General features: G+C 39.1%; 26 protein-coding genes and 1 pseudogene. 23 read left to right on the top strand and 4 right to left on the bottom strand.

Translation table 11 applies throughout. The annotated features are described in order from the left end of the window. Window positions 1-2: 2 nt before the first annotated feature. The 7 genes from ABH902_RS12875 to ABH902_RS12845 all read left to right on the top strand — a co-directional run bounded on the left by ABH902_RS12875 (window position 3) and on the right by ABH902_RS12845 (window position 5,704). Complete coding sequence (locus ABH902_RS12875; RefSeq protein WP_404591340.1) at window positions 3-1,337, top strand: hypothetical protein; 1,335 nt, start codon at window positions 3-5, stop codon at window positions 1,335-1,337. Next, window positions 1,330-2,439, top strand: a complete 1,110-nt coding sequence (locus ABH902_RS12870; RefSeq protein ID WP_404591338.1) for a hypothetical protein — start codon at window positions 1,330-1,332, stop codon at window positions 2,437-2,439. Before ABH902_RS12875 ends, ABH902_RS12870 begins: the two co-directional genes overlap by 8 nt. 7 nt (window positions 2,440-2,446) lie before the next feature. Further along, entirely contained in the window at window positions 2,447-3,106 is a 660-nt protein-coding gene (locus ABH902_RS12865) for a response regulator transcription factor (protein WP_404591336.1), read from the top strand. Beyond that, on the top strand, window positions 3,093-4,481 hold the full coding sequence (locus ABH902_RS12860) for an ATP-binding protein (RefSeq protein ID WP_404591334.1): 1,389 nt from the start codon (window positions 3,093-3,095) through the stop codon (window positions 4,479-4,481). The genes ABH902_RS12865 and ABH902_RS12860 overlap by 14 nt, the downstream gene beginning before the upstream one ends. A 303-nt stretch (window positions 4,482-4,784) precedes the next feature. Next, the gene (locus tag ABH902_RS12855; RefSeq protein WP_404591332.1) at window positions 4,785-5,030 is read left to right on the top strand and encodes a hypothetical protein; all 246 of its coding nucleotides are present in this window, start codon (window positions 4,785-4,787) and stop codon (window positions 5,028-5,030) included. Further along, complete coding sequence (locus ABH902_RS12850; RefSeq protein WP_404591330.1) at window positions 5,030-5,470, top strand: hypothetical protein; 441 nt, start codon at window positions 5,030-5,032, stop codon at window positions 5,468-5,470. Before ABH902_RS12855 ends, ABH902_RS12850 begins: the two co-directional genes overlap by 1 nt. Before the next feature lie 33 nt (window positions 5,471-5,503). After that, entirely contained in the window at window positions 5,504-5,704 is a 201-nt protein-coding gene (locus tag ABH902_RS12845; RefSeq protein WP_404591329.1) for a hypothetical protein, read from the top strand. 434 nt (window positions 5,705-6,138) lie between these two features. Here ABH902_RS12845 and ABH902_RS12840 read toward each other — a convergent pair whose 3' ends face one another. Both ABH902_RS12840 and ABH902_RS12835 read right to left on the bottom strand, forming a co-directional pair. Beyond that, window positions 6,139-6,459, bottom strand: coding sequence for a DUF960 domain-containing protein (locus tag ABH902_RS12840; RefSeq protein WP_404591327.1), 321 nt, complete (start codon window positions 6,457-6,459; stop codon window positions 6,139-6,141). A gap of 192 nt (window positions 6,460-6,651) precedes the next feature. Then, on the bottom strand, window positions 6,652-7,263 hold the full coding sequence (locus ABH902_RS12835) for a 50S ribosomal protein L25/general stress protein Ctc (RefSeq protein WP_404591325.1): 612 nt from the start codon (window positions 7,261-7,263) through the stop codon (window positions 6,652-6,654). Between the two features lie 460 nt (window positions 7,264-7,723). Between ABH902_RS12835 and ABH902_RS12830 the strand changes: the two genes are divergently transcribed. After that, a complete protein-coding gene (locus ABH902_RS12830) occupies window positions 7,724-8,464 on the top strand; it encodes a 16S rRNA pseudouridine(516) synthase (protein WP_404591323.1) in 741 nt (246 codons plus the stop codon). An 8-nt stretch (window positions 8,465-8,472) separates the two neighbouring features. After that, the gene (locus tag ABH902_RS12825) at window positions 8,473-9,156 is read left to right on the top strand and encodes a YjjG family noncanonical pyrimidine nucleotidase (protein WP_404591321.1); all 684 of its coding nucleotides are present in this window, start codon (window positions 8,473-8,475) and stop codon (window positions 9,154-9,156) included. Between the two features lie 46 nt (window positions 9,157-9,202). Here ABH902_RS12825 and ABH902_RS12820 read toward each other — a convergent pair whose 3' ends face one another. Then, entirely contained in the window at window positions 9,203-9,655 is a 453-nt protein-coding gene (locus ABH902_RS12820) for a GNAT family N-acetyltransferase (RefSeq protein ID WP_404591320.1), read from the bottom strand. Window positions 9,656-9,796: 141 nt separating this feature from the next. Here ABH902_RS12820 and udk point away from each other — a divergent pair, with 141 nt between their 5' ends. After that, window positions 9,797-10,420: a uridine kinase gene (gene udk / locus ABH902_RS12815; protein WP_404591318.1), complete on the top strand. Its 624-nt coding sequence runs from the start codon at window positions 9,797-9,799 to the stop codon at window positions 10,418-10,420. Between the two features lie 160 nt (window positions 10,421-10,580). Here the strand turns inward: udk and ABH902_RS12810 are convergent, their stop codons facing one another. Beyond that, window positions 10,581-10,784: a hypothetical protein gene (locus ABH902_RS12810; protein WP_404591316.1), complete on the bottom strand. Its 204-nt coding sequence runs from the start codon at window positions 10,782-10,784 to the stop codon at window positions 10,581-10,583. A gap of 278 nt (window positions 10,785-11,062) precedes the next feature. On the opposite strand from ABH902_RS12810, the gene ABH902_RS12805 reads away from it, so the two are divergent. The 13 genes and pseudogenes from ABH902_RS12805 to ABH902_RS12745 all read left to right on the top strand — a co-directional run. Next, complete coding sequence (locus tag ABH902_RS12805) at window positions 11,063-11,404, top strand: type II toxin-antitoxin system PemK/MazF family toxin (protein ID WP_404591314.1); 342 nt, start codon at window positions 11,063-11,065, stop codon at window positions 11,402-11,404. A 178-nt stretch (window positions 11,405-11,582) separates the two neighbouring features. Beyond that, entirely contained in the window at window positions 11,583-12,542 is a 960-nt protein-coding gene (locus ABH902_RS12800; protein WP_404591313.1) for a Gfo/Idh/MocA family protein, read from the top strand. 412 nt (window positions 12,543-12,954) lie between these two features. After that, complete coding sequence (locus ABH902_RS12795; RefSeq protein ID WP_404591311.1) at window positions 12,955-14,832, top strand: BglG family transcription antiterminator; 1,878 nt, start codon at window positions 12,955-12,957, stop codon at window positions 14,830-14,832. Then, complete coding sequence (locus ABH902_RS12790; RefSeq protein ID WP_404591309.1) at window positions 14,829-15,167, top strand: PRD domain-containing protein; 339 nt, start codon at window positions 14,829-14,831, stop codon at window positions 15,165-15,167. Before ABH902_RS12795 ends, ABH902_RS12790 begins: the two co-directional genes overlap by 4 nt. Before the next feature lie 27 nt (window positions 15,168-15,194). Further along, entirely contained in the window at window positions 15,195-15,551 is a 357-nt protein-coding gene (locus tag ABH902_RS12785; protein WP_404591308.1) for a glycine-rich SFCGS family protein, read from the top strand. A gap of 21 nt (window positions 15,552-15,572) precedes the next feature. Then, window positions 15,573-15,944, top strand: a complete 372-nt coding sequence (locus ABH902_RS12780) for a DUF4312 family protein (protein ID WP_404591306.1) — start codon at window positions 15,573-15,575, stop codon at window positions 15,942-15,944. Next, window positions 15,945-16,727, top strand: coding sequence for a DUF4311 domain-containing protein (locus tag ABH902_RS12775; protein ID WP_404591305.1), 783 nt, complete (start codon window positions 15,945-15,947; stop codon window positions 16,725-16,727). A gap of 25 nt (window positions 16,728-16,752) precedes the next feature. Beyond that, on the top strand, window positions 16,753-17,418 hold the full coding sequence (locus ABH902_RS12770) for a DUF4310 family protein (RefSeq protein ID WP_404591303.1): 666 nt from the start codon (window positions 16,753-16,755) through the stop codon (window positions 17,416-17,418). A 126-nt stretch (window positions 17,419-17,544) separates the two neighbouring features. Next, window positions 17,545-18,864: a PTS sugar transporter subunit IIC gene (locus ABH902_RS12765; RefSeq protein ID WP_404591301.1), complete on the top strand. Its 1,320-nt coding sequence runs from the start codon at window positions 17,545-17,547 to the stop codon at window positions 18,862-18,864. 53 nt (window positions 18,865-18,917) lie between these two features. Then, window positions 18,918-19,172, top strand: a complete 255-nt coding sequence (locus tag ABH902_RS12760) for a hypothetical protein (RefSeq protein ID WP_404591299.1) — start codon at window positions 18,918-18,920, stop codon at window positions 19,170-19,172. A 47-nt stretch (window positions 19,173-19,219) separates the two neighbouring features. Then, window positions 19,220-20,308, top strand: a complete 1,089-nt coding sequence (locus ABH902_RS12755) for a DUF871 domain-containing protein (protein ID WP_404591298.1) — start codon at window positions 19,220-19,222, stop codon at window positions 20,306-20,308. 8 nt (window positions 20,309-20,316) lie between these two features. After that, entirely contained in the window at window positions 20,317-21,426 is a 1,110-nt protein-coding gene (locus ABH902_RS12750; protein ID WP_404591296.1) for an amidohydrolase/deacetylase family metallohydrolase, read from the top strand. Continuing rightward, window positions 21,416-21,972 (top strand): annotated as a pseudogene (locus tag ABH902_RS12745) (SelA-like pyridoxal phosphate-dependent enzyme); the annotation flags it as partial. The gene ABH902_RS12750 and the pseudogene ABH902_RS12745, both read left to right, overlap by 11 nt.

Raw genomic sequence — 21,972 nt, 5'->3', positions numbered from 1 at the left:
ACATGAGAACTAAAGGTATTAAAATCATTGGCTTCTTTTTTCTTGGCATTCTGCTGTTGACTGTACTTTCGAGAGCTTTGAATGGGGTGCTTATTCCGAAAATCAAAGTAAAAAAGGTTAGTGAACAGGTGATTACCCATAGACCGACTTCAGAAGGAGTAATCACCTATAAAAAGCAGTTATCAATGACGATACAGCCAGAATTATTTGTGGATTCTTTGGATGTGACAGAAGGTCAACAAGTGGAAAAAGATCAGGTTCTTTATACACTGAATGTAGCTATGCTAAACGAAAAAATCGAAGCGATTGAGCGAGAAATAGCGAAGCTGGTTTTGCAAAATGAACAGGCTGGCAGTGAAAGTGCAGCAGAGCAGGAAAAACGGACAAGAAGCATCAACCGTGCGACAGAAGCATATAATGAAGCGGTCAGCTCTGGCGATTCAGCGATTGCCAGAGCTGTGGAGGAACTAAATACCGCTCAGAATAATTTATCAGGAATCGACAAAACAAAAGAAAATTACGAAGAAGAAAAAAAACAGCTTGAAGCAGAGCTTAGTGACAAACAACGAAGCTATGAAGAAGCACTTGAGAACAAGGAAAAGATGGTCAACGAAGCTCGGCGATTATTGGAACAGGAGTCCGATCCGACAGCTACTACTACAACGATCAGCCAGACACAAAAGGACATTGAAGAAAAACAACAAGAGGTGGAAAAGCTGAAGCAATTGCTGCAAATAGACGGGAAAATAAAAGCTACTTTGCCGGGAATAGTTACGGCTATTTCGATCAAGGCAGGGGGCTTGACTACAACAGAAGCACCGTTACTGTTAGCCGATACAACTGCGGGGTTAAGAGTTGTTCTCCAGTTTCAGAAAGAAGATCAAAAATATATCACAGTGGGGACAGAAGTAGTACTTTCAAAAATTCTTGAAAGTGATGGTCAGCAGCAATCATCGTTGGAAAATCAAAAAATAATTTCAGTCACGGAAGATCCGGAAGATTCGACGATTTTGAACGTCATGATCAATGTACCGGCAGACGGCTTTCAAATCGGAGAAACACTAAAGGCGGAAATTAATGTGCCGGCAAAAAAATATGAGCAATGTGTTCCGATTGAGGCACTGCATATCGATGAAGGAAATGCCTATTATGTTTATTGTGTAAACACAAAAGAAACAGTCCTTGGTACTGAGAAAACCATCGAGAGAGTAGACGTTGAGCTTATAGATAAGAACAATCAGTACGCTGCAGTAAAAGGAATTGATTCTGATAAACAAGTGGTAACCGAGACGGATAAAGAAATAGCGGAAAGAACAACGGTAAGGATCAATGAATAGGCGTCAGAAGGCTCTTAAACATTTTCCTGTAATTCTGGGTTTCTTTTTGATCATCGGGTTTAGTTTCAATCTAATTTGGCTTGAAGAACTGAAGCAGTTTTCCCCATATGTACAGCTCATCATCAAAAATGAAGGCAGTCAATTAGATGGTAAAAGAGCGAATGACTTATTGGCGGAGAATGAACAGCTGGATAAACAATTCTCATTTGTTGTATGGGGAAAGAAAAATGATGAGCTTGTTTCTGTAAAAGAGTTGAATACAGAGGTAAAAACAGATGTTTTAGCGTTGCAAGGAAATAGTCAGCTTCTATTTCCAAAGACTCCGGGGTTACATGGAGAGAACACTACAGAATGTCTTGTAAGCTCGTCTTTAGCAAATAAATTATTTGGGAATACTACTGTCAAAAGTCTATCTATCGTTTATAATAACAGAAAGTATCAGGTTCTTTCTGTTATTCCCAGTGATCGCTCGTTTTTTGTTTATGAATCAAAAAGTGAAGCGGTCACAGGTCTGGATCGACTGACGATTTTAAGTGGGAATCAAGTGAATAAAAATTTACTCAAACAGGAATTTTCTGAACGCTTTTCACTAGATAGTCAATTGTTGGATTATGATATTTTCCGTCTATTACTGGGTGTCATAAACGGATTATTGCTACTACATTTTTTAGGATTCTTTATATGGTTAAGTATCCGATCCGAAAAAAGAAAAGAGGGATTGACTAGACGCTTGTTTTCTATGGCTGGTGTAACTTGTTCGCTCGTTTTGTTCATCCTTCTAACAGAGAATTTTTCTATAACAAGTGAATATCTACCGACACAAGCATCAGATTTTGATTTTGTGAAAGTTTTGTTGGATAGGATGGCAACAAGTGCTGAGCTGTTTCTGGAAAGTGGAAAATATGCGAGTGAACGGCAAATAATGATGTATGTACTCTCTATCGCTGTGATGACCTTTTCGTTATTTTTGGTCAGTTTCATCTACCCCGTCCTTGTTTTTCTTGCTGAAACATGGACAGAGGCAGATGAATGGGAGGTACAACTGCTTGAGATAAGAAAGCCGTGGAGAAATAGAGTAATGAGTCTTTTTTTAGAAAGGTAGTTTTTAGATGAAAAACATTTTGTTGGTAGAGGATGATTTCAACATTCGCCAGTCAATCAAAACTGGTTTGGAAAAGGAAGGGTATCAGATTATTGAAGCAAAAGATGGTGAAGAAGCGTTGCAACTATTCGCTGTTCATGAGATACACTTGATTTTGTTAGATATCATGCTGCCAAAATTAAGAGGAGAAAGTGTCCTCAAGAAAATCCGCTTGGAAAGCGAAGTACCTATACTGATCATTAGTGCGCTGAATGATGAATTGATTCAAGTCGAAGCGTTCAGAAATCGAGTCGATGATTATGTTGTCAAACCATTTTCATTGAATATTCTTTCCTACAAAATAAAATCTCTTTTACGACGTGTATACGGGGAAGAGAGTAATAAAATAATTTATTCAGACCTGCTTCTAATTCCGGAAAATTATGAAGCCTATTTGGCAGGGGAGCCGATAAAACTATCAGCAAAGGACTTTGATATTCTACAGGTGATGCTGTCCAATCAAGGGCGTGTATATGACAGAGAAGAGCTGATTACTTTAGTATGGGGATACGAATATTATGGGGATGTCAGAAATATCGATGTCCATATCAAGAATATTCGCAAGAAAACTTGGCCGGAATTGATTAGAACAGTAAAAGGGGTCGGTTATAAAATTGAAAAAAATTAAAAGTTTCGTGGCGATGCGCTCCTTGTTTGCAAAAACCTGGTTGATTTCAGTAGTTTCTATTTTACTGACTACTGGGTTGCTATTTTTAGTCGTTGGCTATTTTGCAGATTCATTCATATACGATACTCAGAAAGAAAATTTTGAACAAAATTCAAAAGAAATTCTAACTGCGTTGGAGGAAGATGCCATAGAGCGGTTGGATAAGTATATCGCACAAGGCTATACGATCCAATTGGATGATGTCACGATGAGAGAGCGGCCGGCTGAAGACAACTCAGGTATGGCAGAGGCTCCTGACAGCTTGTCATCGGATACAGCACTGGCTATTCAAACCAATTCCCAGCTGATCATCAATCCCGAAAAGAACTTTCAAAAAAAAGAAGATATCATAAGGGATGGAGAGACAACGAATGTCACTATTTCGTATCCAATTGCCTTGACCCAAAGTGAAATTTTCGATATAGTCCGTAACATCGCACCTTATTTTTTATTTATCGCATTGATTGTTTCTAGTATCATTGCTATTGGCTATGCCAAATATTTTTCTAATAAAATCAAGAGCATCAATCAAGTGATCGATGAGATGGCGTTAGAGATTTACCCGGTAACACAAGAGCATCATAAAGGTGATGAATTGCAAGAGCTTAGGAATAACATAAATATTATGTATTGCAAACTCAGAAACACGATGACTGCTTTAAAGGAAGAGGTCATTATGGTAAAAAAACTGGAGGACAGTCGGCAATTATTTATGAGCGGGATCGTCCATGAATTAAAAACACCGATCATGAATATGAGCCTATCTTTAAAAGGACTGTATCAGGAGGAGACAGTCCAAGAAAAAAAGCTTTCTCTTAGAAACCAGCTTAGCTACTTAACCGGAATGAATCGATTGGTAAGTGAGTTACTTGAACTTAGTCGGGTTGGTGATGTGACAGTTGTTGAAGAAATCGAAATTACTCCTGTGCTAAAGGATGTGGCAACGGTCTATGCAGAAATGCTTGAAGATAAAAATCAGAAACTTCAGCTGACTTTAGAAAAGGGAGCTACAATGGCGATACCCATCAACAAAATGCAGAAACTGTTTTCTAATTTACTGGGAAATGCCATTAAGTATGCGCCGAAAGAAAGTGTAATCAGAATCACAGTTACGAAAGAGCTTTTTGAAATTGAAAATCAAGCAATACCTATAGAGGATGTGTTGAGTATTGAAGAGATGCACAAACCCTTTGTCACAACAGACGATGAAACGGACTATCCCTCTCATGGCTTGGGCCTCTATCTCGTTCAATCGATATTACAATTTTATAGCTACAGGTATAGCTGTATAAAAGAAACTAATCAATTTATCTATCGAATATTTCTTAAGAATTGAAACTAAGGATAAAATACTATTTAGATAATGTAAAATTTTAAGTGAAAACAGTGTCTATGTCAGGCAGTTGTGGGATATTGATACAGATGACGGGATTACCATCGGTGGCTAACATAGAACAATACAAGATAGGGTTTAATTTGTGGAGGCTAAAACGCTTGCCATTGATTGACCCTATTTTTAGTTGTCGGAGGATAGTTGCTGATAATAATTATCGCTTGACCCTCACATCATGTGAGGCTTTATCATAAGGATACGTCAGTGAAATTCTGCTGAGATATCAGCAAATCAAGGAGGAGTTCGATGAAAAATTACGAGTTGCAAGCGATTGGTTATGTGAAGAGGGAAAAGGATCGTCTGATTATTACATTAGCGGAGAATCGTTTGATTGCTGCAATGAAAAACCTCTCCTTCTTTAGTCATGCAACCTTCATTTTTAGTGATGGCATCAGTAATTTGTGTATCCGAGTGGCTGAAATGCTTGAAGTTGATGAAAAAAGAGGAAAAATCATTTTAGCAATAGAAAGCGGCTTATTGGAGGGAAAATGATGGAAATATATAAGTATGGATTTAATAGGTATGTAAAAGTGATTCTTGTTTTAGGTATGTTAGCAGGAGCATTTTACTTTTCATACATTAATAGTTTGCTGAATTATGAAACCGTTAGTTTATTTATATTAGTAATAATTATTTTTCTGATTCTTAGTTGGTGGCAACTATCAAGCAAAATCATACTAAGAGAAGGAGTCATTACGATTAAGTGTTTTAGAATGAATATTAAAGAAATGGAAATAAGTAAAACAAAATTCAAAACCAATGGCTATGAAGATCCAAATAGCTATCGTTCTTTAACGAATAAAATAGAACCATACTATAGTGTTATTGCCATAGATAGATCTTCAAATGAAATTTTTGAAATCAAAATATACGACAAGAAAGACTATCTTGCATTTTCAAATATTCTTCAGCGAGTAACGGTATTGAGTTAGGTTCTCGAAAACGATCAATAGGGGGTGATGGAAATGTACTTGAATGCTGTTGGTGTTACAAGAGAAGAACTACTTGAAAACGTTGTTTATGAGTGTGTTTTTACAAAAAGTCATTACACCAATACTTTATTAGGTGAACCACAAGAAGTTACTCGTGCATTTGGTATTTTACACGGCGTTTGTATGGCTTTAGGATTACAATATGAAATAGCAAACAAGATGTGCTATGGGTAATGATGATCAAAAGGAAGACTGAAAAAGGAAGAATCAAATAAGAATGAAGAGGTTTATGTACTTATCGATGAAAATCCAGCTATGATTTCATATAGAGATTTTCTTGATGTCAGTATGCAATTTCCCAAAAAGAATATATTTTCAAAAAGGGATAATTGAAAAAGTGATGATGTTTTGGGATATGAATATAAAATACTGAGATTGAGGAAGTGAGTAAAGTAAGTGCCAGGACGTTTAAATATTGAGATAGATGAATATCGACTAATTTTTTTTCAATTATTTTGAGCATAGGTAAATAACCATTTTGCTTACTATGGACTAAGCTTAGTGTGTGGCAGTAAAGTGCTTTTTAAGTTGCTACTCGCATTTTTTGTACATTTAAAAAAAGCTCTCTCAAAATTAGAGAAAGCTTTTTATTTTATACAATTTTTATACTATTCCAGCATTTCAGCGGGCAGTAAAATCGTTTCTTTATTGCCGTCGTCAAAAGCAAATACTTGCGTTGGGTATTCTTCAGAGTAAGGAAAAGGTAAATCAACAGCCATTTGCACATCATTCATCTCTTGCGAGAAGTTGATGGTCACTGTGCCGCCATTGTCGATTAAATCAAAGTAAAGCACATTAGTAAGCGGAATAACTCCCTTTAAATCTAAATCAATAATCATCCAAATGCTGTCAATTAAAGGACCTGGTAAGCTTTCCACTACCCCAAGAGAGGCGTAGCGTCTGCGATCACTATCAAAACTTTCAACCATTTATTTGACCTCCTTTATCTGCTGATACCATTAGTATACCTCATTTTTTTCAAACTCGCTTCTGTCATGTTTCACTAAAAAAGCAACAATAATGCACTAAAAATTGTTTAAAAAAAGGCCGGAGCAAAACTAATTTTATGTTTTGCTCCGACCTTGACGGCTTTGGATTCAACCTTAGTTAAAAATAAAAAATTATTCTGTTTTTTCACCAATTACTTCAGGCTCGCCTGCTTCTTCAGAACTTTCTTCTTCAACAGCTTGTGCTTCAACGATAGCTGCGATTTGTTCTTCGCCATCTGTCATAATTTCATAGTCATTATTTTTCGGTAAATCAGCAACAGTGATTGCATCGCCGATCGCTAAATCAGTAACGTCGACTTCTACTCGTTCAGGAAGTTTGTCTGGTGTCGCTGAAACAAGAACGCTGTATAGGTTTTGTGCTAAGACGCCACCGGCTTTAACGCCTTGAGCTTCGCCGACAAGCACGACTTCTGCTTCAACTTCTGTTGCTTCTTTCATATTTACTGCTAAAAATTCTGCATGTTTCATACGATTCGTGAAGGTGTCCAATTGCGCTTTGTACATTAACGTGTTGATTTTTTTACCCCCAACAGTCATTGTAATAACAGCATTAGCACCGTTATCGCGCAAAATTCTTGTTAGTTCTTTTTCTTCAACTGAAATAGGTGTGCTTTCAATGCCATACCCATAAACGACTGCGGGCACTTGACCGGAGTGACGTAGTTGGTTTCTTAGTGAACGTGGACGGACGGCTCTTTCTTTAACTTCTAATGATACTGACATAACCTAAATTCCTCCTTAAATTTAAAAGCTGATCCAGTGATTCCCTTAAAGACAAAATCTGTCGGGAGCCTTTTCAGCTAGATAAACCGAGTGAATTCATATTTGGTTATCTTAAAAACGCAACATGATGAAAATTAACCGTATGCTTCAGTATTCCTCGTTAAAAACGAAATCGTTTCTACAAAAGGAACAGCTGAAAACAAAAAATCCCGAATAATTGTGCACAATTATCCAGGGAAAAATTTCCATATGATACCTTATTCTCTCCCAGGTCATTACGCTGTTTTTGAGAAACCTTATTCACTTATATATTCACCTTAACGCGAATCAATTTTTTAGTCAAGGAAAGCAGCCTCTTTCTTAAGATTATTTTTAACAATTTGTTCGCTGTTCTGATGAGATTATTTTCTTTTCATTCTGGACTTTGTATACTAAACTAGTAAAGAAGTGAGGAGAAATTATGCGTTTAGATAAATTACTGGAACAGGAAAATTTTGGTTCGAGGCGTCATGTCAGGGCGCTGATTCGGAGTAAGCAAGTTCGTATTGACGGCAAAATTGTAATTGATGAAAGCCAAAGCGTGGAGCCTGCGATTCAAGAAATTTTGGTGAAAGATCAGCGACTGCAAGAACCGCTTCATGTTTATTATATGTTAAACAAACCACAAGGCGTTGTTACTGCTGTTCGTGATGCTACTCATACAACCGTCATCGATCTGATTGCGCCCAAAGATCAGCGAAAGGGCCTGTATCCAGTTGGCAGACTTGACCGCGATACAGAAGGCTTATTACTTTTAACCGACAATGGTCAGTTAGGGTATCAGCTACTTTTGCCGCACAAAAAGGTCTTAAAGCGGTATGAAGTCATCGTCAATGGCGTGTTGACGGAAGCTGATCGGCTGGCTTTTGCACAGGGCATTGTGTTTGTTGGCGGTGAAACCTGCAAATCTGCAGAGCTGCAGATCTTGGCTGCTAAAGCAGGGCATAGCCATGCTTACTTAGACATAACAGAAGGCAAATTTCATCAGGTTAAAAAGATGTTTTTGTCGGTAGGCAAAAAAGTTACTTATTTAAAACGATTATCGATGGGACCTATTCAACTGGATGAAACGCTTGAAGCAGGACAGTACCGTCCGTTGAATACTACAGAGCTGCAGGCTCTTAAACCTTATTTCACCATACACAAAAAAGAAAGAGTGTGACAAAGAAAATGAAATTTGAAACCTTATTATTTGATGTTGACGATACGCTGCTGGATTTTCAATTAGCTGAAAAAAAGGCGCTGCAGGCATTATTTCAAGAAGAAGAGCTCTTGTTGACAGATGAAATCGAAGCGACCTACAAAAAGATTAATCATCAGCTATGGCGGGATTTTGAGCAAGGAAAAACGGATAAGCAGACGATTATGGATACACGTTTTCGTTTATTATTTGAACAATTGGATAAAAAAGTGGATGGCAAATGGATGGGCGAAAAATATCGTCAGCACTTAAGTCAAGGACATGACCTGTTGGGTAATAGCAAAGCAATTATTGAACAGCTAAGCGCAGGTTATGATTTGTATATTGTTACCAACGGTGTAGCAAAAACCCAGTACCAGCGCTTGAATGATTCTAAATTAACTACCTTTTTTAAAGATATTTTTGTTTCAGAAGAGGTGGGTTACCAAAAGCCGATGATCGAATATTTTGATTATGTATTTGACCGTATTCCGTCGTTGGATAAAGAAAAAACGATGATTATCGGAGATTCACTTGTTTCCGATATTCAAGGCGGAAATACAGCTGGAATTACTACGCTTTGGTTGAATCCAAATCAACAGCCTGTCACCCCGGAAATTCAGCCGACATATGAAATCCGGCAGCTGGATGAAATTTTTGGATTGCTACAGTAATTATAAAAAGCAAGCTGCAATGTAAAAAAAAGCAACTTGCTTTTTTTTATAGATCAATCCTAAGTCTTACCATATCCTTTAAAACGAGCTTATTTTCGATAATTTCGTTTGAATAATGGCGCAGGAAAAAATCCCGATCAATGCCGGTCATGCGGAAACCACATTTTTGATAGAGATACAATTGTGCAAAGCTAGTACTGCCGGTGCCAATTTCAACCGTTTGATACGCTTGTTCCTGAGCGAATGTCAATGCATAGCGCAGCAAAGCCTCGCCGATTCCTTGATTTTGTTGCTGCGAGGAAACAGCGATATTGACGATCTCCAGTGTTTTAGGCCGGGTTGGTAATAAGACAATCACTCCGACAACTTGCTCCTTCAGCCGATACTCAAAGCATGCGGCGCGTTTAAGGTAGTCGATAATTAAGGACTCGTTAGGATCAGCTGACAACAATAAATCCATGTGAGTGGAAGTAATCTCTTGAATCACTTTAATACACATAACTAAGCTCCTTTGCTGATTTTTTTATAAAAATGGCAGAATCGTAAAAATTATAGTGAAAGTGATGGTTTTCTTCTGACTTTCTATTATAATGGAAAAAGGTAATTATGACTATTATACATAAGAGAGAGGTTTCGTTGCATGAAAAATAAACAGCCAATCGTTATCGGTGTCACTGGAGGCTCTGGAAGTGGTAAAACCAGCGTTAGTCGGGCGATTTTCAATCATTTTCCGGATCATTCTATCATGATGCTGGAGCAGGATTCTTATTATAAAGATCAAAGCCATTTACGTTTTGAAGAGAGATTAAAAACCAATTACGATCATCCTTTTGCATTCGATACAGATCTATTAATCGCGCATTTGCAAAAATTAATTAACTATGAAACGATTGAAAAGCCTGTCTACGATTATGTAGCACATACAAGAAGCTCTGAGATTGTTATTCAAGAGCCTAAGGAAGTCATTATTTTAGAAGGAATCTTGATTTTGGAAGATATTCGTTTAAGAGAGCTAATGGATATTAAGCTGTATGTTGATACAGATGATGATATCCGCATTATTCGCAGAATTAAGCGTGATATGGAAGAGCGCGGACGGACGTTGGATTCTGTGATTGAACAATATTTGACTGTTGTGAAGCCAATGTATCATCAATTTATTGAACCGACCAAACGATATGCGGATGTGATTGTGCCGGAAGGCGGCGAAAATCATGTAGCGATTGATTTAATTAATACGAAGGTTGAAAAATTTCTGTCTTAAAGTAGCACAATAGTTCACGATAAAGAGATTGAGCCAAAAGTCGTTTAGGTTCCTACAATTGGAGTAAAAGACGAAGAACCTTACTTTGGGCTACCGTTTATTTGTAAGTAGTGGGAGGGACAAAACTGTTTTTAGTTTTGTTCCTCCCACTTTCGTTATACTATCTAAAGTCTGGTTTCTTACTTTGCTGCCATAAATAAATACCTAAATAGGGAACAAAGGCTGCTAAGCCATAGGCGAGAGACCAGCCGTAAAGTGAAACACCGTTATCTCCATTTGCCTTTGTCTTTCGATAGGCGGTTCCCATCCCTAGAAAAGCTTGTACAATGATGAGAATATACCAAACAAAACCAATTAAGCCCATATAAAAACTCCTTTCATTTTTATGAAATAAATTTTAACATATTATAAGTAAATAAGTACATATTTTTTTATTTATCTACAAAAGGAAGAAAACAAGACTTAGAACCAATTCCTTTTTTAATTGAGAATCAGTAGCTAATTTTACTAGTAAAAATAAAATGTTGAGCTGAGATTATCAAACTTTTCAAAACGAGCGAAAATTATTGAAAAATTTTAATAAAAAAGCATGATATAATTTACACAAGGGAAGTTTGGTTAGATTAGGGGTGATAATATAATATGATGCGCAGGGGAGAAATTTTTTATGCTAATCTCTCGCCGGTAATCGGCTCAGAGCAGGGAGGAATTAGGCCAGTCTTAATTATACAAAATAACAAAGGCAATCTGTTTAGTCCCACATTAATCGTTGCGCCTATTACGCGAAACGTCAACAAAAAGATGCAGCCGACTCAAGTAAAAGTAGACATACCGCACGAAGAGCAAATGACACCGTCACTAATATTGCTCGAACAAATACGTACATTGGACAAAGAACGTATCCTGCATAAAATTTGTCAATTAACCGAAGAGGATATGCTTAAAGTTAATCAAGCATTAAAAGTCAGTGTGGGGATTCGCTAAGAAGCAACATGATACATAGCAGAGAAAGTACATAAAGATTTATTATAATGGCTGTACTTTGCATTAAACCAACCAACAAGACTGAGCCGAAAGGAAGGCTCAGTCTTGTTTAGTAGGAAGACTTTTTTTGAATATTTCTTTATTACTCGTTATAGTGTTAGATGAAGGAGTTGAATCGATGAGAAAAATTCGTTATGGAATTATCAGTACTGCTCAGATCGTGCCGCGCTTTGTTGCCGGAGTTGCGGCCAGTGAAGCTGGCGAGGTTCGCGCCATTGCCTCGCGGACACTGGTTAAAGCAGAAAAAATGGCTGCTGAACTAGCGATTCCCAAAGCTTACGGCTCTTATGAAGCGGTTTGTCAGGATGAAGAGATCGATATTGTCTATGTCGCTACATACAATCAGGGACATTATGAAGCAGCGAAGCTCGCCTTGCAGCACCACAAGCATGTTCTAGTGGAAAAGCCGTTTACGCTAAAGCTGGCGCAGGCGCAAGAGCTTTTTGACTTGGCTGCGAAGAACCGCTGTTTCTTAATGGAGGCCCAAAAAGCAGTGTTTTTACCCATTACTCAGATGGTGAAATCAGCGCTTCAACAGAATAAAATCGGGAAAATTCAGTGGCTGCAGTCAATCACAACCTATCCGAATATTGATCATATCAGCTGGTTTCATTCACTTGAAGCAGGCGGAGGTATTTTACATGGTTCGGGCAGCTATCCTTTGCAGTACATGCAATATTTACTGGATCAGCCAATTCAGGAGTTTAGTGGAACGGTTACGAAAAAAGCCGGACAGACGGATGATCAGACGAACCTTTCGCTGCAATTTGCAAATCAGATTTTAGGAAGTATTTTCCTTTCTGTTAAGCTGGATCTTCCTAGTAAAATGACTCTTTTTGGTGAGCGGGGACGCATAGAAATTCCTCATTTTTGGAAAGCGAAAAGTGCAACAATTATTTATGCAGATGGTCGGCAGGAGCTTCTTTCAAGTGAATATGAGAGTGAATTTGTTTTTGAGCTGAATCACGTGAATGAGTGTGTGCAAAAAGGCTTGCTTGAAAGTCCAGTGATGACGAAAAAGCTGACTTTGGCTACGGTTCAGCTAGTTGAAACACTTTACCAGCAATGGAGCGATTAGCAATAACACAGGTCGTGGTTGCAAACTCCTCTTTTCTATGTTAAAGTAACTGTCATGCGACGAGTTGACTTAATCAGACAGCTTTGGCTGTTCCGTTTTAACGGCTGGTGATTAATCAAAAACAGAGGCACATAGATGAACATCTACCTACCGGATTGTAGGCGTGTCGGATAAATATTTTTGTGGAGAAGATTTTATCTATTTATAAATTTTATAAATACTGTGCTAAAAGAAGACATTTGTCTTCTTTTTTTGTTTTCTAAAGAATTGCACTAAATTTATACGAAAACCTGTTGAAAAGCAGGGAAAGCCAAGAGACGTTGCACTTACACAAGTGCAACTTTTTTGTGTTGTTCTGTTATTAAATTCAAGCTATAGTTCAAGAGTGAGGAAAGAAAGTTGGTGAGAGAAGATGTCGCTGCACTTATCGAAAAGAGAAATAAAAATACTGCTGTTTCTTTTGGATTCAGAGGAATGTGTCACTACCAAGGAGTTGGCAGAAACCTTTAAAGTTAGTGTGCGGACAATTAAATATGATTTGGACAATATTCGTGACTGGTTCGATGAACAAAATGTGGTTCTGCAAACCCGCCGAAACAAAGGGATTTGGCTGGAAATACCTGATTCAAAGCGCTTGACATTGAAAAATGAAATTATTGAGGTGGAACGTTTTGAAACTTACCCTGATCAAGAATTACGCGCGATCCAGCTGATTTTTCGTTTGCTGCAGGCCTCTAAAAGTCTAACTTCCAAAGAATTAGCAGAGGATTTGCAGGTAAGTAGAAATACAATTATTAGTGATTTAGATCGTGTGGAAGAACTTATTCAGCCTTATGAGCTGCGATTAAACCGCCAAAGTGGACAGGGTTTTTCAATCATAGGAGCAGAAAGCAAAATTCGGTTATTAATGGAATACATCACTCAAAAAGAAATTACAGAATATGATATTTATCAAATTATGACGTATTTCGTGCAGGCTGGACAACAAAAGAAAAGCCAAGAGATCCACGTTGGCGGCAACACGATTTTTCAACAGATTTATCAGGTGGCATTAAAGGAAATGACTCAGCTGATTGATCCTTCCTTATTTGATCAGTTTAATTATTCAGAAATTCTGTCCATTACTTTGCGGGTTGCCATTGCAGCCTCCAGAATGCAGCTACATCACACGGTAGGCAGCTATAAAATGCTAGGCAATCAAAGCATGCTGGAGCAAAAGCTGGAAGTTCCTTTTTTATTAATGAAAAAAGTATTCGCTTACTACGAGCTACCTTTATTGGCGGATGAATACTTATATGTGTACAGTGATGTATTTGTGGCTAACAATCAGCAGGATATTGTGAGCTTAACAGAGGCACTGATTACACAGGTGTCGAAAGAAATGGACATTCCTTTTTATCAGGATCGGCAATTATTTACGAATCTTTTTGCTCACTTGTCTTTAAGGCTAACGAAAAAACACTTATTCATTAATGAATACAATCCTTTTGTGGATGATATTAAAGCAAAATATCCGCAGCTTTTTTCAGCCATTCAGCACGCTAGTCAAAATGAGCTGGTAGGTTCTGCGTTATTAATCAATGATTCGTTTATTGCGTACATTGCCCTACATTTTCTTGTGGCTTATGAGAAAAACTTGCTTGAGGAAAATGTCGTGAGAATCGTGTACGTCTGTTCGACTGGCTTAGGCGTGACAAGTTTGATTGAGCAGAAAATTTTGGAGGAGGTTTCTAATGTAGAAATCGCCGGCTTTGCTTCTGTCTTAAATGCCGCTGAGGTAATTGAAGCGAAAAATCCGGATTTAGTATTGAGTATTTTTCCGATTGATAGTGTGAATCGTCCATTTATCAAAGTGAATCCGCTGCCGACAGAAGCAGATATTCATAATATTCAAGAAGAAGTAAATAAAATTTTAACGCAACCAAAATCCGGTAAAGTACCGCGGCTGATTCCCAGAAAGCAAATCAAAGAAAATCAGGGAATCGAAGCTGAAAGTCGTGATCTTTTGGTTAAAACTTATATTATTTACGAGGAATTGTTAAAGGTTTTCGGGAAAAAGCTGCTGCAGGAATATAAAGAAGCATTTTTACTGCACGTGATGCTGATGGTGCATCGGATTACATTTGACAGTCAATATGAAAATGAAGGCAATGTAGTGAAAGAAACGTTGCTGACACAACAAAAATTAGTAGAGCAAATTGAACAAATTTTTGCGAAAAATGAGTTAATGGTAAATCAAGCAGAAATCACTGCTTTATTGAATTATATAAGAGAGGAGCAGCAAGGATGAATTTAACGGATGATGCTAAAAAAATCATCGCTGAAAGTCCGTGTAAAATCAAGCTAGAAGCAGCGCTCGAAGTCATTAGTAATTTGCTGAATGAACGTGCCATCGTGCCGACAGAGTTACAGTGGACGATTTTGATCAATCATGTAAATGAAATGATTAAACGGTCAATCGCAGATGAAAAAATGACGGGAGTGGATCCTGAAATGTTTGCAGAGGTTTCTAAAGAAGCGATTGAGATCGCAGATAAAGTCGTCCGGCATATTGGCAATTTGCCGCAGTCGGAAATGTATGTATTATCTATTCATTTTGAAGCAGCAAGACAAAATGAACAATAAATGAAAATTATATAGGAGGAATAGAGAATGGTAACAGTCGTTATTGCAGATCGTTTAGGAAAAGGTCAAAATGTAGCTAAAGGCGTGGAAGCCGCTGGAGGTAAGGCAGTGGTAGTGCCAGGAATGGGCGCGGATATGCGCTTGGGAGATGTCATGCAGCAGGAAAATGCTGATTTAGGGATTTCATTTTGTGGCAGCGGCGGGGCAGGTGCCCTAACAGCAGCAACAAAATATGGGTATCCGGAACGTCACGGCATGCGGTCGATTGATGAAGGGGTGACTGCGATTCAAGAAGGAAAAACCGTTTTAGGCTTTGGATTTATGGATCAGGAAGAGCTGGGAAAACGTCTTGTGGAAGCATATCTTAAAAAGAACGGTCAATAAAAGACAGAGGGGGAGCGCCTGATGGAACAAGTAACTGTCAAAAAGCGCCAGGTTATTCGAGTTGAAGGAACTGGAAAGGAAAAAAATCTGGCTTTCGCGAATGCACTGAATCAGATTCACAATCGGGTCTTAAAAGAAAAAAAGGATGTCATTGTGCGGATTGAACCGCTGGCTATTCACATTGTCAAAGCTGAGCAGGAAACCTTTACGGAACGCTTTTTGTTTTTCTTTTTGCCTAGAACGCGAGTGAATTATCATGTGCTGCTGGATGTGGAAGTAGCAATCACGTTAGTTGAAATGGACACACTGCATTTTGAAGAGAAAGCCATTGCTGATCCTAACGGACTGCCGCTGCCCTTCGGCAAAAAGCAGATACAAAAGGAGGTAAATTAAATGGAAGTCATGATTATTTTATTGAAATCTCTGTTGATTGGAGGTTTGGTGGGCTTTGCAGCCGGTGCCGGCGCTGCAAGAATGTTTCATGCGCCGAGTACACAAGGGTTGGGCGCTTTTAGAACATTAGGTGAAATGAATGCCTGTGAAGGAGATGCGGCGAGTCATTTTTCGTTCGGGCTGGGCTTTTTCTTCAATGCTTGGGCCTCTACGGTAGGCGCCGGAGCCTTTACTCAGGATGTGGACCATCGGGTAATTCCAAACTGGGCAGCCGCCGCTTTGCTGGTAAAAAACAAGAATGTTGCTGAAACGATGCACAATCCGAAAAAGATGGGCATTTCCGGTGCCTTGATTGGGATGGTGGTTGTTGCATTTTTAAATACGACGGCTTCCGCTATTCCCGAATCGTTGCAAGTTACAGCGGTAGCTGTGTTAGTTCCTGCGGCTAATCTCTTGATCAATACAGTCATGCCGGTTTTATTCTGGCTGGCAGCCATTGATGCCGGCAAACGCTCTGGTTTATGGGCCACTATTTTCGGCGGATTGGCAACTATGATTATGGGAAATGCAGTTCCGGGTGTTGTTTTAGGAATTTTAATCGGTAAAGGTGTAGATGAAATCGGCTGGAACAAGGTGACGAAAAGTATGATGGCTGCAGTGATTCTGCTCTTTATTCTTAGCGGCTTTTTCCGCGGCTTTGATTTACAAATGATTGAAAGCTTCCGTCTGCAAATTCCTGAATGGCTGGAAAATATGCATAATGTGTTCAATATTGGGAAGTAAAAATGAATGGAAGAGGTGAAATATAATGGAAGAAACAGTGAAATTAGAGGAGAAAAAGAATTTTTGGTTTGCTGACTGGTCTTTTCCGATTTTAGTGGGCTTATTGTCTGCCGGGGTATTTGCCGGAACACATATGTACTTTGAGCATGGTGTTGGAGCGTTTAATGAAGTTGCGATTGTAGCCATGTTAAAAGCAGGTATGGATGGCGGTTCTTATGGTGCAGCGGCGGCCTTTGGAGCAAGTTTCTTATTTGCTCGGATTTTGGAAGGCTCGCTGGTTGGTATTTTAGATATTGGCGGAGCAATCTTAACTGGTGTTGGAATTGGCGTTCCTGCTATTTTATTGAGTATGAATATCAAAGCACCGGTGGAGAATTTTGCACTGTCTTTATTGACTGGTATGCTGCTGGGCTTAGTGATTGGCGGAATCATTATTATGATTCGGAAATTTACGATAAATCAATCAAATTCAACCTTTGGGGCAGATATCATGATGGGGGCCGGAAATGCTTCAGGTCGCTTCTTGGGGCCACTGATTATTATTAGTGCTTGTGGAGCATCAGCGCCGATTGGTATTGGCTCTGTGGTTGGCGCAGTTATTTTCTATCTTTGGAAAAAGCCGATTGCCGGCGGAGCGATTCTAGGGGCGATGATCTTTGGTGCAATTTTCCCGGTGGCTTTGCCAAGTTAAAAGAGAATTTGCTTGCACTATTCTTTTGTTAATCGTTTACATTATAATGTTATTATGTTATTCTGATGATGAAATAATTTAATTTTATATTTTCAGACTAACTTTTTTGAACGGAGGACAAAAGAAATGAATGGTTTTGTGTTATGGATGGAGCAGCACTTGATGCCTGTTGCGAATAAGTTTGGTTCGCAGCGGCACATGGTTGCAATCAGAAAGGGATTGATCGCTACGATGCCATTGACAATTGTAGGATCTTTCTTTACGGTATTTCAAAATATTCCGATTGAGGCTTATACGAAATTTATCACGCCGTATTTATCAGTCTTGGATATTCCTTCAAGATATACGATGGGAATTTTAGCGTTATATGCAACCTTTGGGATTGCTTCGGCATTAGCAAAGAGTTATAAGCTGGATTCATTAAGCTGTGGTTTGCTTGCATTGATGGCGTTTTTAGTGACTGCAGCGCCTCCAACGCGTGTGTTGGAAGATGTGAAAGATGTAATTGGCGCTGGTCGCTATATCAATTTAGCTAATTTAGGTTCAGCTTCCCTATTCGGAGCGATCGTAACGGCGTTAATCTCTGTGGAAATTTATCGTTTCTTTATTGTAAAAAACATTACGATCAAAATGCCTGAAGGTGTACCGCCGGAAGTATCAAATTCATTTATCGCGTTGATTCCAGGTGCGGTTATTTTGATGTTATTCTGGGTAATCCGTCATGTTTTAGGCTTTGATTTGAATGGCTTCTTAAGTGCTATTTTAATGCCGCTTAAAGGTATTCTAGCTGGTAATAGTTTATTTGGCGGACTTCTAACTGTATTTTTAATTTGTTTCTTCTGGGTTTTGGGAATTCACGGGCCTGCAATTATGGGTCCTGTCATTCGTCCGTTCTGGGATATGTCCATCGCGGAAAACGTAGACGCCTTTACCAATGGTGCCAGTGCAAATAATTTACCGAATATTTTCACTGAGCAATTCCTACAATGGTTTATCTGGATCGGCGGCGCTGGTACTACACTTGCGTTAGTTGTTTTGATGATGTTTTCAAGATCAAAATATTTGAAGAGCTTAGGTCGATTATCTTTCCTTCCGGGAATTTTCAATATCAACGAGCCGATCATTTTTGGAACGCCAATCGTGATGAATCCGATTTTAGGGATTCCTTTTATCGTAGCGCCATTAGTGACTACGACGCTTTCTTATTTCTTGACGGTCAGTAATGTAGTGCCAATGATGATGGCGCGTCTTGGCTTTGCTTTTCCAGCACCGATTGCTGCTTGGATGAGTACGAACTGGAGCATTACTGCCGCACTGCTTGTCTGTGTCAATTTCTTGATTACTTTGGCGATCTACTACCCGTTCTTCAAAGTATATGAAAAACAACAGCTGGATAAAGAAGCAGAAGAATTAGCGGCAGAGCAACAAGTAAAAGACGCTGCTTAAACAAAAAGAGAGGGAGGGTAGGAAAAAAACTACCCTCTTTGGTGTTTAATCGTATGATGATTTGGTTTATTGTATTTTTCATTGTTAGTCAAATAATGATCGAAAAAAACTGGCTGCCGAAAAAAATACTTGAATTGCGCTTGTTGCCACTTTGCTTGGCTTCAATCGGGATAATTTTACTAGCTGCTATTATCGGAATAATTATCGGGCAACCGGTTTTCGTTGTGGGAACTATGACAATCTTATGCGGTTCGCTGATTTCGTGGCGCTACAGAACATTCGGCGTTGGAGTATCAGAGAAAAAATGAAAGTAAGCAGCTAGATGGCAGCAACTACTTAGAGCGGAGGAAACAGGATGAAACGAGCATTAGGTGTATCAGTATACCCGGATCACAGTGATATAGAAAAGGATAAGGCATATTTAAAAAAAGCCAGTGAATGTGGTTTTTCACGGATTTTTATGAGCATGCTGGAAGTTACTGAAGGAAAGGAATCTGTAAAGCAAAAATTTCAATCCTTGATCAGTTTTGCGAAGGATCTAGGATTTGAAACGATTTTAGATGTGGCGCCGAATATCTTTGATGAGCTAGACATTTCCTATGATGACTTGACATTCTTTTATGAAACCGGAGCGGACGGGATTCGCTTAGATGTCGGTTTTGATGGAAGCAAGGAAGCGAAATTAACCTATAATCCTTTTGATTTGGCGATTGAATTGAATATGAGCAATGATGTCGCTTATCTGGATAATATTTTGACTTATGAAGCAAATGTGCCGTTTTTATATGGCTGTCATAATTTTTATCCGCAAGAAGGTACAGCGTTACCTTATGATTTCTTTGAACGCTGTAGTGTTCGTTTTAAAAAACAAGGGCTTCGGACTGCTGCCTTTATCAACTCGCAAGCTGGCGTTATTGGACCGTGGGATGTGAATGACGGACTGCCGACATTGGAGCTGCATCGTCATCTGCCTGTTGAGGTTCAAGCGAAGCATTTATTTGCGACCGGCTTGATTGATGATGTGATTATTGGCAATGCTTACGCCTCAGATGAAGAATTAGAAATATTGGGCAGGCTAAATCGCTATCAACTGGAATTTGCTGTTGAATTTACTGCTGATGTAAATGAGGTTGAAAAAGAAATCACATTGACTGAGCAGCATTTTAGACGTGGCGACATTACTGCACAAGTAGTTCGATCTACAGAAGTGCGGAAAAAGTATAAGGAACAAGCCAATCCAGCTCATGATAATACTATCGAATTTCAAGTGGGTGACATCGTGATCGGCAATGACAGCTTCGGCAAATACAAGAATGAATTGCAGATTGTATTGCAGCCGCATAAAGATGAACGCAAAAATAAAGTAGGACATATAACAAAGAAAGAACTGCTGCTGTTAGATTTTGTAAAACCATGGACTAAATTTAGATTTATAGAAAAGTAGGCGATGAAATGAGTTATGACTTAATCATAAAAAATGGGCGTTCGATTACAGGCAGTCGGATAGAAATAGCGATCAACGCTGGGAAAATCGTCAAAGTTTCTGAACAGATTGACGCTGACAGTAAGGAAGAAGTTTGCTTGGACGGTCAAACCTATGTATCAGCCGGCTGGATTGATGATCATGTTCATTGTTTTGAAAAAATGAGCTTGTACTATGATTTTCCCGATGAAATTGGTGTGAAAAAAGGAGTAACAACGGTAATTGATGCTGGAACGACAGGCGCTGAAAATATTCATGAGTTCTACGATTTAGCCAAGCAGGCTAAAACCAATGTTTATGCGCTGGTAAACATTTCCAAATGGGGCATTATTGAACAGGATGAATTAGCTGATCTTAGTAAAATCAAGGAAGAGCTGGTTCATAAGGCATTGAGGGAATTACCAGATTTTGTGGTGGGCATCAAGGCGCGAATGAGCAAAACAGTCATTGGCGAAAACGGCATTACTCCTTTAGAGATGGCTAAAAAGATTCAGCAGGCAAATCACAATTTACCGTTAATGGTACATATTGGTTCAGCACCGCCGCAATTAGATGATATTTTAGCGCATATGTCAAAAGGTGATGTCTTAACGCATTGTTTTAATGGGAAGCCAAATGGAATTTTAGACAAAGAGCAGGAAAAAATTAAGGACTTTGCTTGGGCGGCCTATAATAAAGGCGTGGTTTTTGATATTGGTCATGGAACAGATAGCTTTAATTTTCACGTAGCAGAAACTGCATTGAAAGAAGGGATGAAGGCTGCGTCTATAAGTACCGATATTTATATCCGTAATCGGGAAAATGGACCGGTATATGATTTGGCAACGACGATGGAAAAGCTTCGTGTTGTCGGCTATGAGTGGCCGGAGATCATTGAAAAGGTAACAGTAGAGCCTGCTGAAAACTTTCATTTTACAACAAAGGGTCAGGTGAAGGAAGGCTATGATGGAGATCTTACTATATTTACCATTGAAGCTGGTCAAAAGACATTAACTGATTCAAATGGCTTTACAAGAGAAGCTACGGAAATTATCAAGCCAGTCAAAACGATTATTGGAGGGGTTGTGTATGACAATTAGTTACGAAAAATTCAATCTAAAAGAAGTCATCAACGCCTCAGGCAGAATGACGATTCTCGGGGTATCCAAGGTTTCGGAAAATGTGCTGGCGGCCCAACGGTTCGGCGGCGAGCACTTCTTTGAAATGAGTGAGCTAAGTATTCAAACCGGTGCTTATCTGGCAGAGCTTCTACACGTTGAGGACGCACAGGTGGTGGCTTCGGCTTCGGCCGGCATCGCTCAAAGCGTGGCGGCATTAATCGGGGCAGGCTCGTTGTATCATGCCTATCATCCATATACAACGAAAATCACCAAGCGGGAAATTGTTCTACCAAAAGGGCACAATGTTGATTACGGTACACCGGTTGAAGTTATGGTCGCTCAAGGCGGCGGTCAAGTGGTGGAAGCCGGCTATGCCAATATGTGTTCGCCTGAGCACTTGGAAATGATGATCACCGATCAAACAGCGGCTTTACTTTATATTAAAAGCCACCACACCGTGCAAAAAAGCATGTTAACCGTTGCCGAAGCAGCGGCTGTTGCGAAAAAGCATCAGGTGCCGTTAAT

It is taken from the genome of Enterococcus sp. UD-01, from assembly GCF_044909655.1.
GTDB lineage: Bacteria > Bacillota > Bacilli > Lactobacillales > Enterococcaceae > Enterococcus_L.
The sequence above is the reverse complement of the archived record's forward strand: the minus strand, read 5'-3'. Positions and strand labels throughout refer to the sequence as shown.

Bases quoted from the DNA above. Each gene is read 5' to 3' on its own strand.
- ABH902_RS12825 (WP_404591321.1), top strand. From the start codon at position 8,473: ATGAAATTTGAAACCTTATTATTTGATGTTGACGATACGCTGCTGGAT.
- ABH902_RS12795 (WP_404591311.1), top strand. From the start codon at position 12,955: ATGTCGCTGCACTTATCGAAAAGAGAAATAAAAATACTGCTGTTTCTT.
- ABH902_RS12820 (WP_404591320.1), bottom strand. From the start codon at position 9,655: ATGTGTATTAAAGTGATTCAAGAGATTACTTCCACTCACATGGATTTA.
- ABH902_RS12850 (WP_404591330.1), top strand. From the start codon at position 5,030: ATGGAAATATATAAGTATGGATTTAATAGGTATGTAAAAGTGATTCTT.
- ABH902_RS12845 (WP_404591329.1), top strand. From the start codon at position 5,504: ATGTACTTGAATGCTGTTGGTGTTACAAGAGAAGAACTACTTGAAAAC.
- udk (WP_404591318.1), top strand. From the start codon at position 9,797: ATGAAAAATAAACAGCCAATCGTTATCGGTGTCACTGGAGGCTCTGGA.
- ABH902_RS12755 (WP_404591298.1), top strand. From the start codon at position 19,220: ATGAAACGAGCATTAGGTGTATCAGTATACCCGGATCACAGTGATATA.
- ABH902_RS12805 (WP_404591314.1), top strand. From the start codon at position 11,063: ATGATGCGCAGGGGAGAAATTTTTTATGCTAATCTCTCGCCGGTAATC.
- ABH902_RS12875 (WP_404591340.1), top strand. From the start codon at position 3: ATGAGAACTAAAGGTATTAAAATCATTGGCTTCTTTTTTCTTGGCATT.
- ABH902_RS12765 (WP_404591301.1), top strand. From the start codon at position 17,545: ATGAATGGTTTTGTGTTATGGATGGAGCAGCACTTGATGCCTGTTGCG.
- ABH902_RS12790 (WP_404591309.1), top strand. From the start codon at position 14,829: ATGAATTTAACGGATGATGCTAAAAAAATCATCGCTGAAAGTCCGTGT.
- ABH902_RS12810 (WP_404591316.1), bottom strand. From the start codon at position 10,784: ATGGGCTTAATTGGTTTTGTTTGGTATATTCTCATCATTGTACAAGCT.
- ABH902_RS12800 (WP_404591313.1), top strand. From the start codon at position 11,583: ATGAGAAAAATTCGTTATGGAATTATCAGTACTGCTCAGATCGTGCCG.
- ABH902_RS12770 (WP_404591303.1), top strand. From the start codon at position 16,753: ATGGAAGAAACAGTGAAATTAGAGGAGAAAAAGAATTTTTGGTTTGCT.
- ABH902_RS12775 (WP_404591305.1), top strand. From the start codon at position 15,945: ATGGAAGTCATGATTATTTTATTGAAATCTCTGTTGATTGGAGGTTTG.
- ABH902_RS12835 (WP_404591325.1), bottom strand. From the start codon at position 7,263: ATGTCAGTATCATTAGAAGTTAAAGAAAGAGCCGTCCGTCCACGTTCA.
- ABH902_RS12750 (WP_404591296.1), top strand. From the start codon at position 20,317: ATGAGTTATGACTTAATCATAAAAAATGGGCGTTCGATTACAGGCAGT.
- ABH902_RS12780 (WP_404591306.1), top strand. From the start codon at position 15,573: ATGGAACAAGTAACTGTCAAAAAGCGCCAGGTTATTCGAGTTGAAGGA.
- ABH902_RS12855 (WP_404591332.1), top strand. From the start codon at position 4,785: ATGAAAAATTACGAGTTGCAAGCGATTGGTTATGTGAAGAGGGAAAAG.
- ABH902_RS12865 (WP_404591336.1), top strand. From the start codon at position 2,447: ATGAAAAACATTTTGTTGGTAGAGGATGATTTCAACATTCGCCAGTCA.
- ABH902_RS12785 (WP_404591308.1), top strand. From the start codon at position 15,195: ATGGTAACAGTCGTTATTGCAGATCGTTTAGGAAAAGGTCAAAATGTA.
- ABH902_RS12870 (WP_404591338.1), top strand. From the start codon at position 1,330: ATGAATAGGCGTCAGAAGGCTCTTAAACATTTTCCTGTAATTCTGGGT.
- ABH902_RS12840 (WP_404591327.1), bottom strand. From the start codon at position 6,459: ATGGTTGAAAGTTTTGATAGTGATCGCAGACGCTACGCCTCTCTTGGG.
- ABH902_RS12760 (WP_404591299.1), top strand. From the start codon at position 18,918: ATGATGATTTGGTTTATTGTATTTTTCATTGTTAGTCAAATAATGATC.
- ABH902_RS12830 (WP_404591323.1), top strand. From the start codon at position 7,724: ATGCGTTTAGATAAATTACTGGAACAGGAAAATTTTGGTTCGAGGCGT.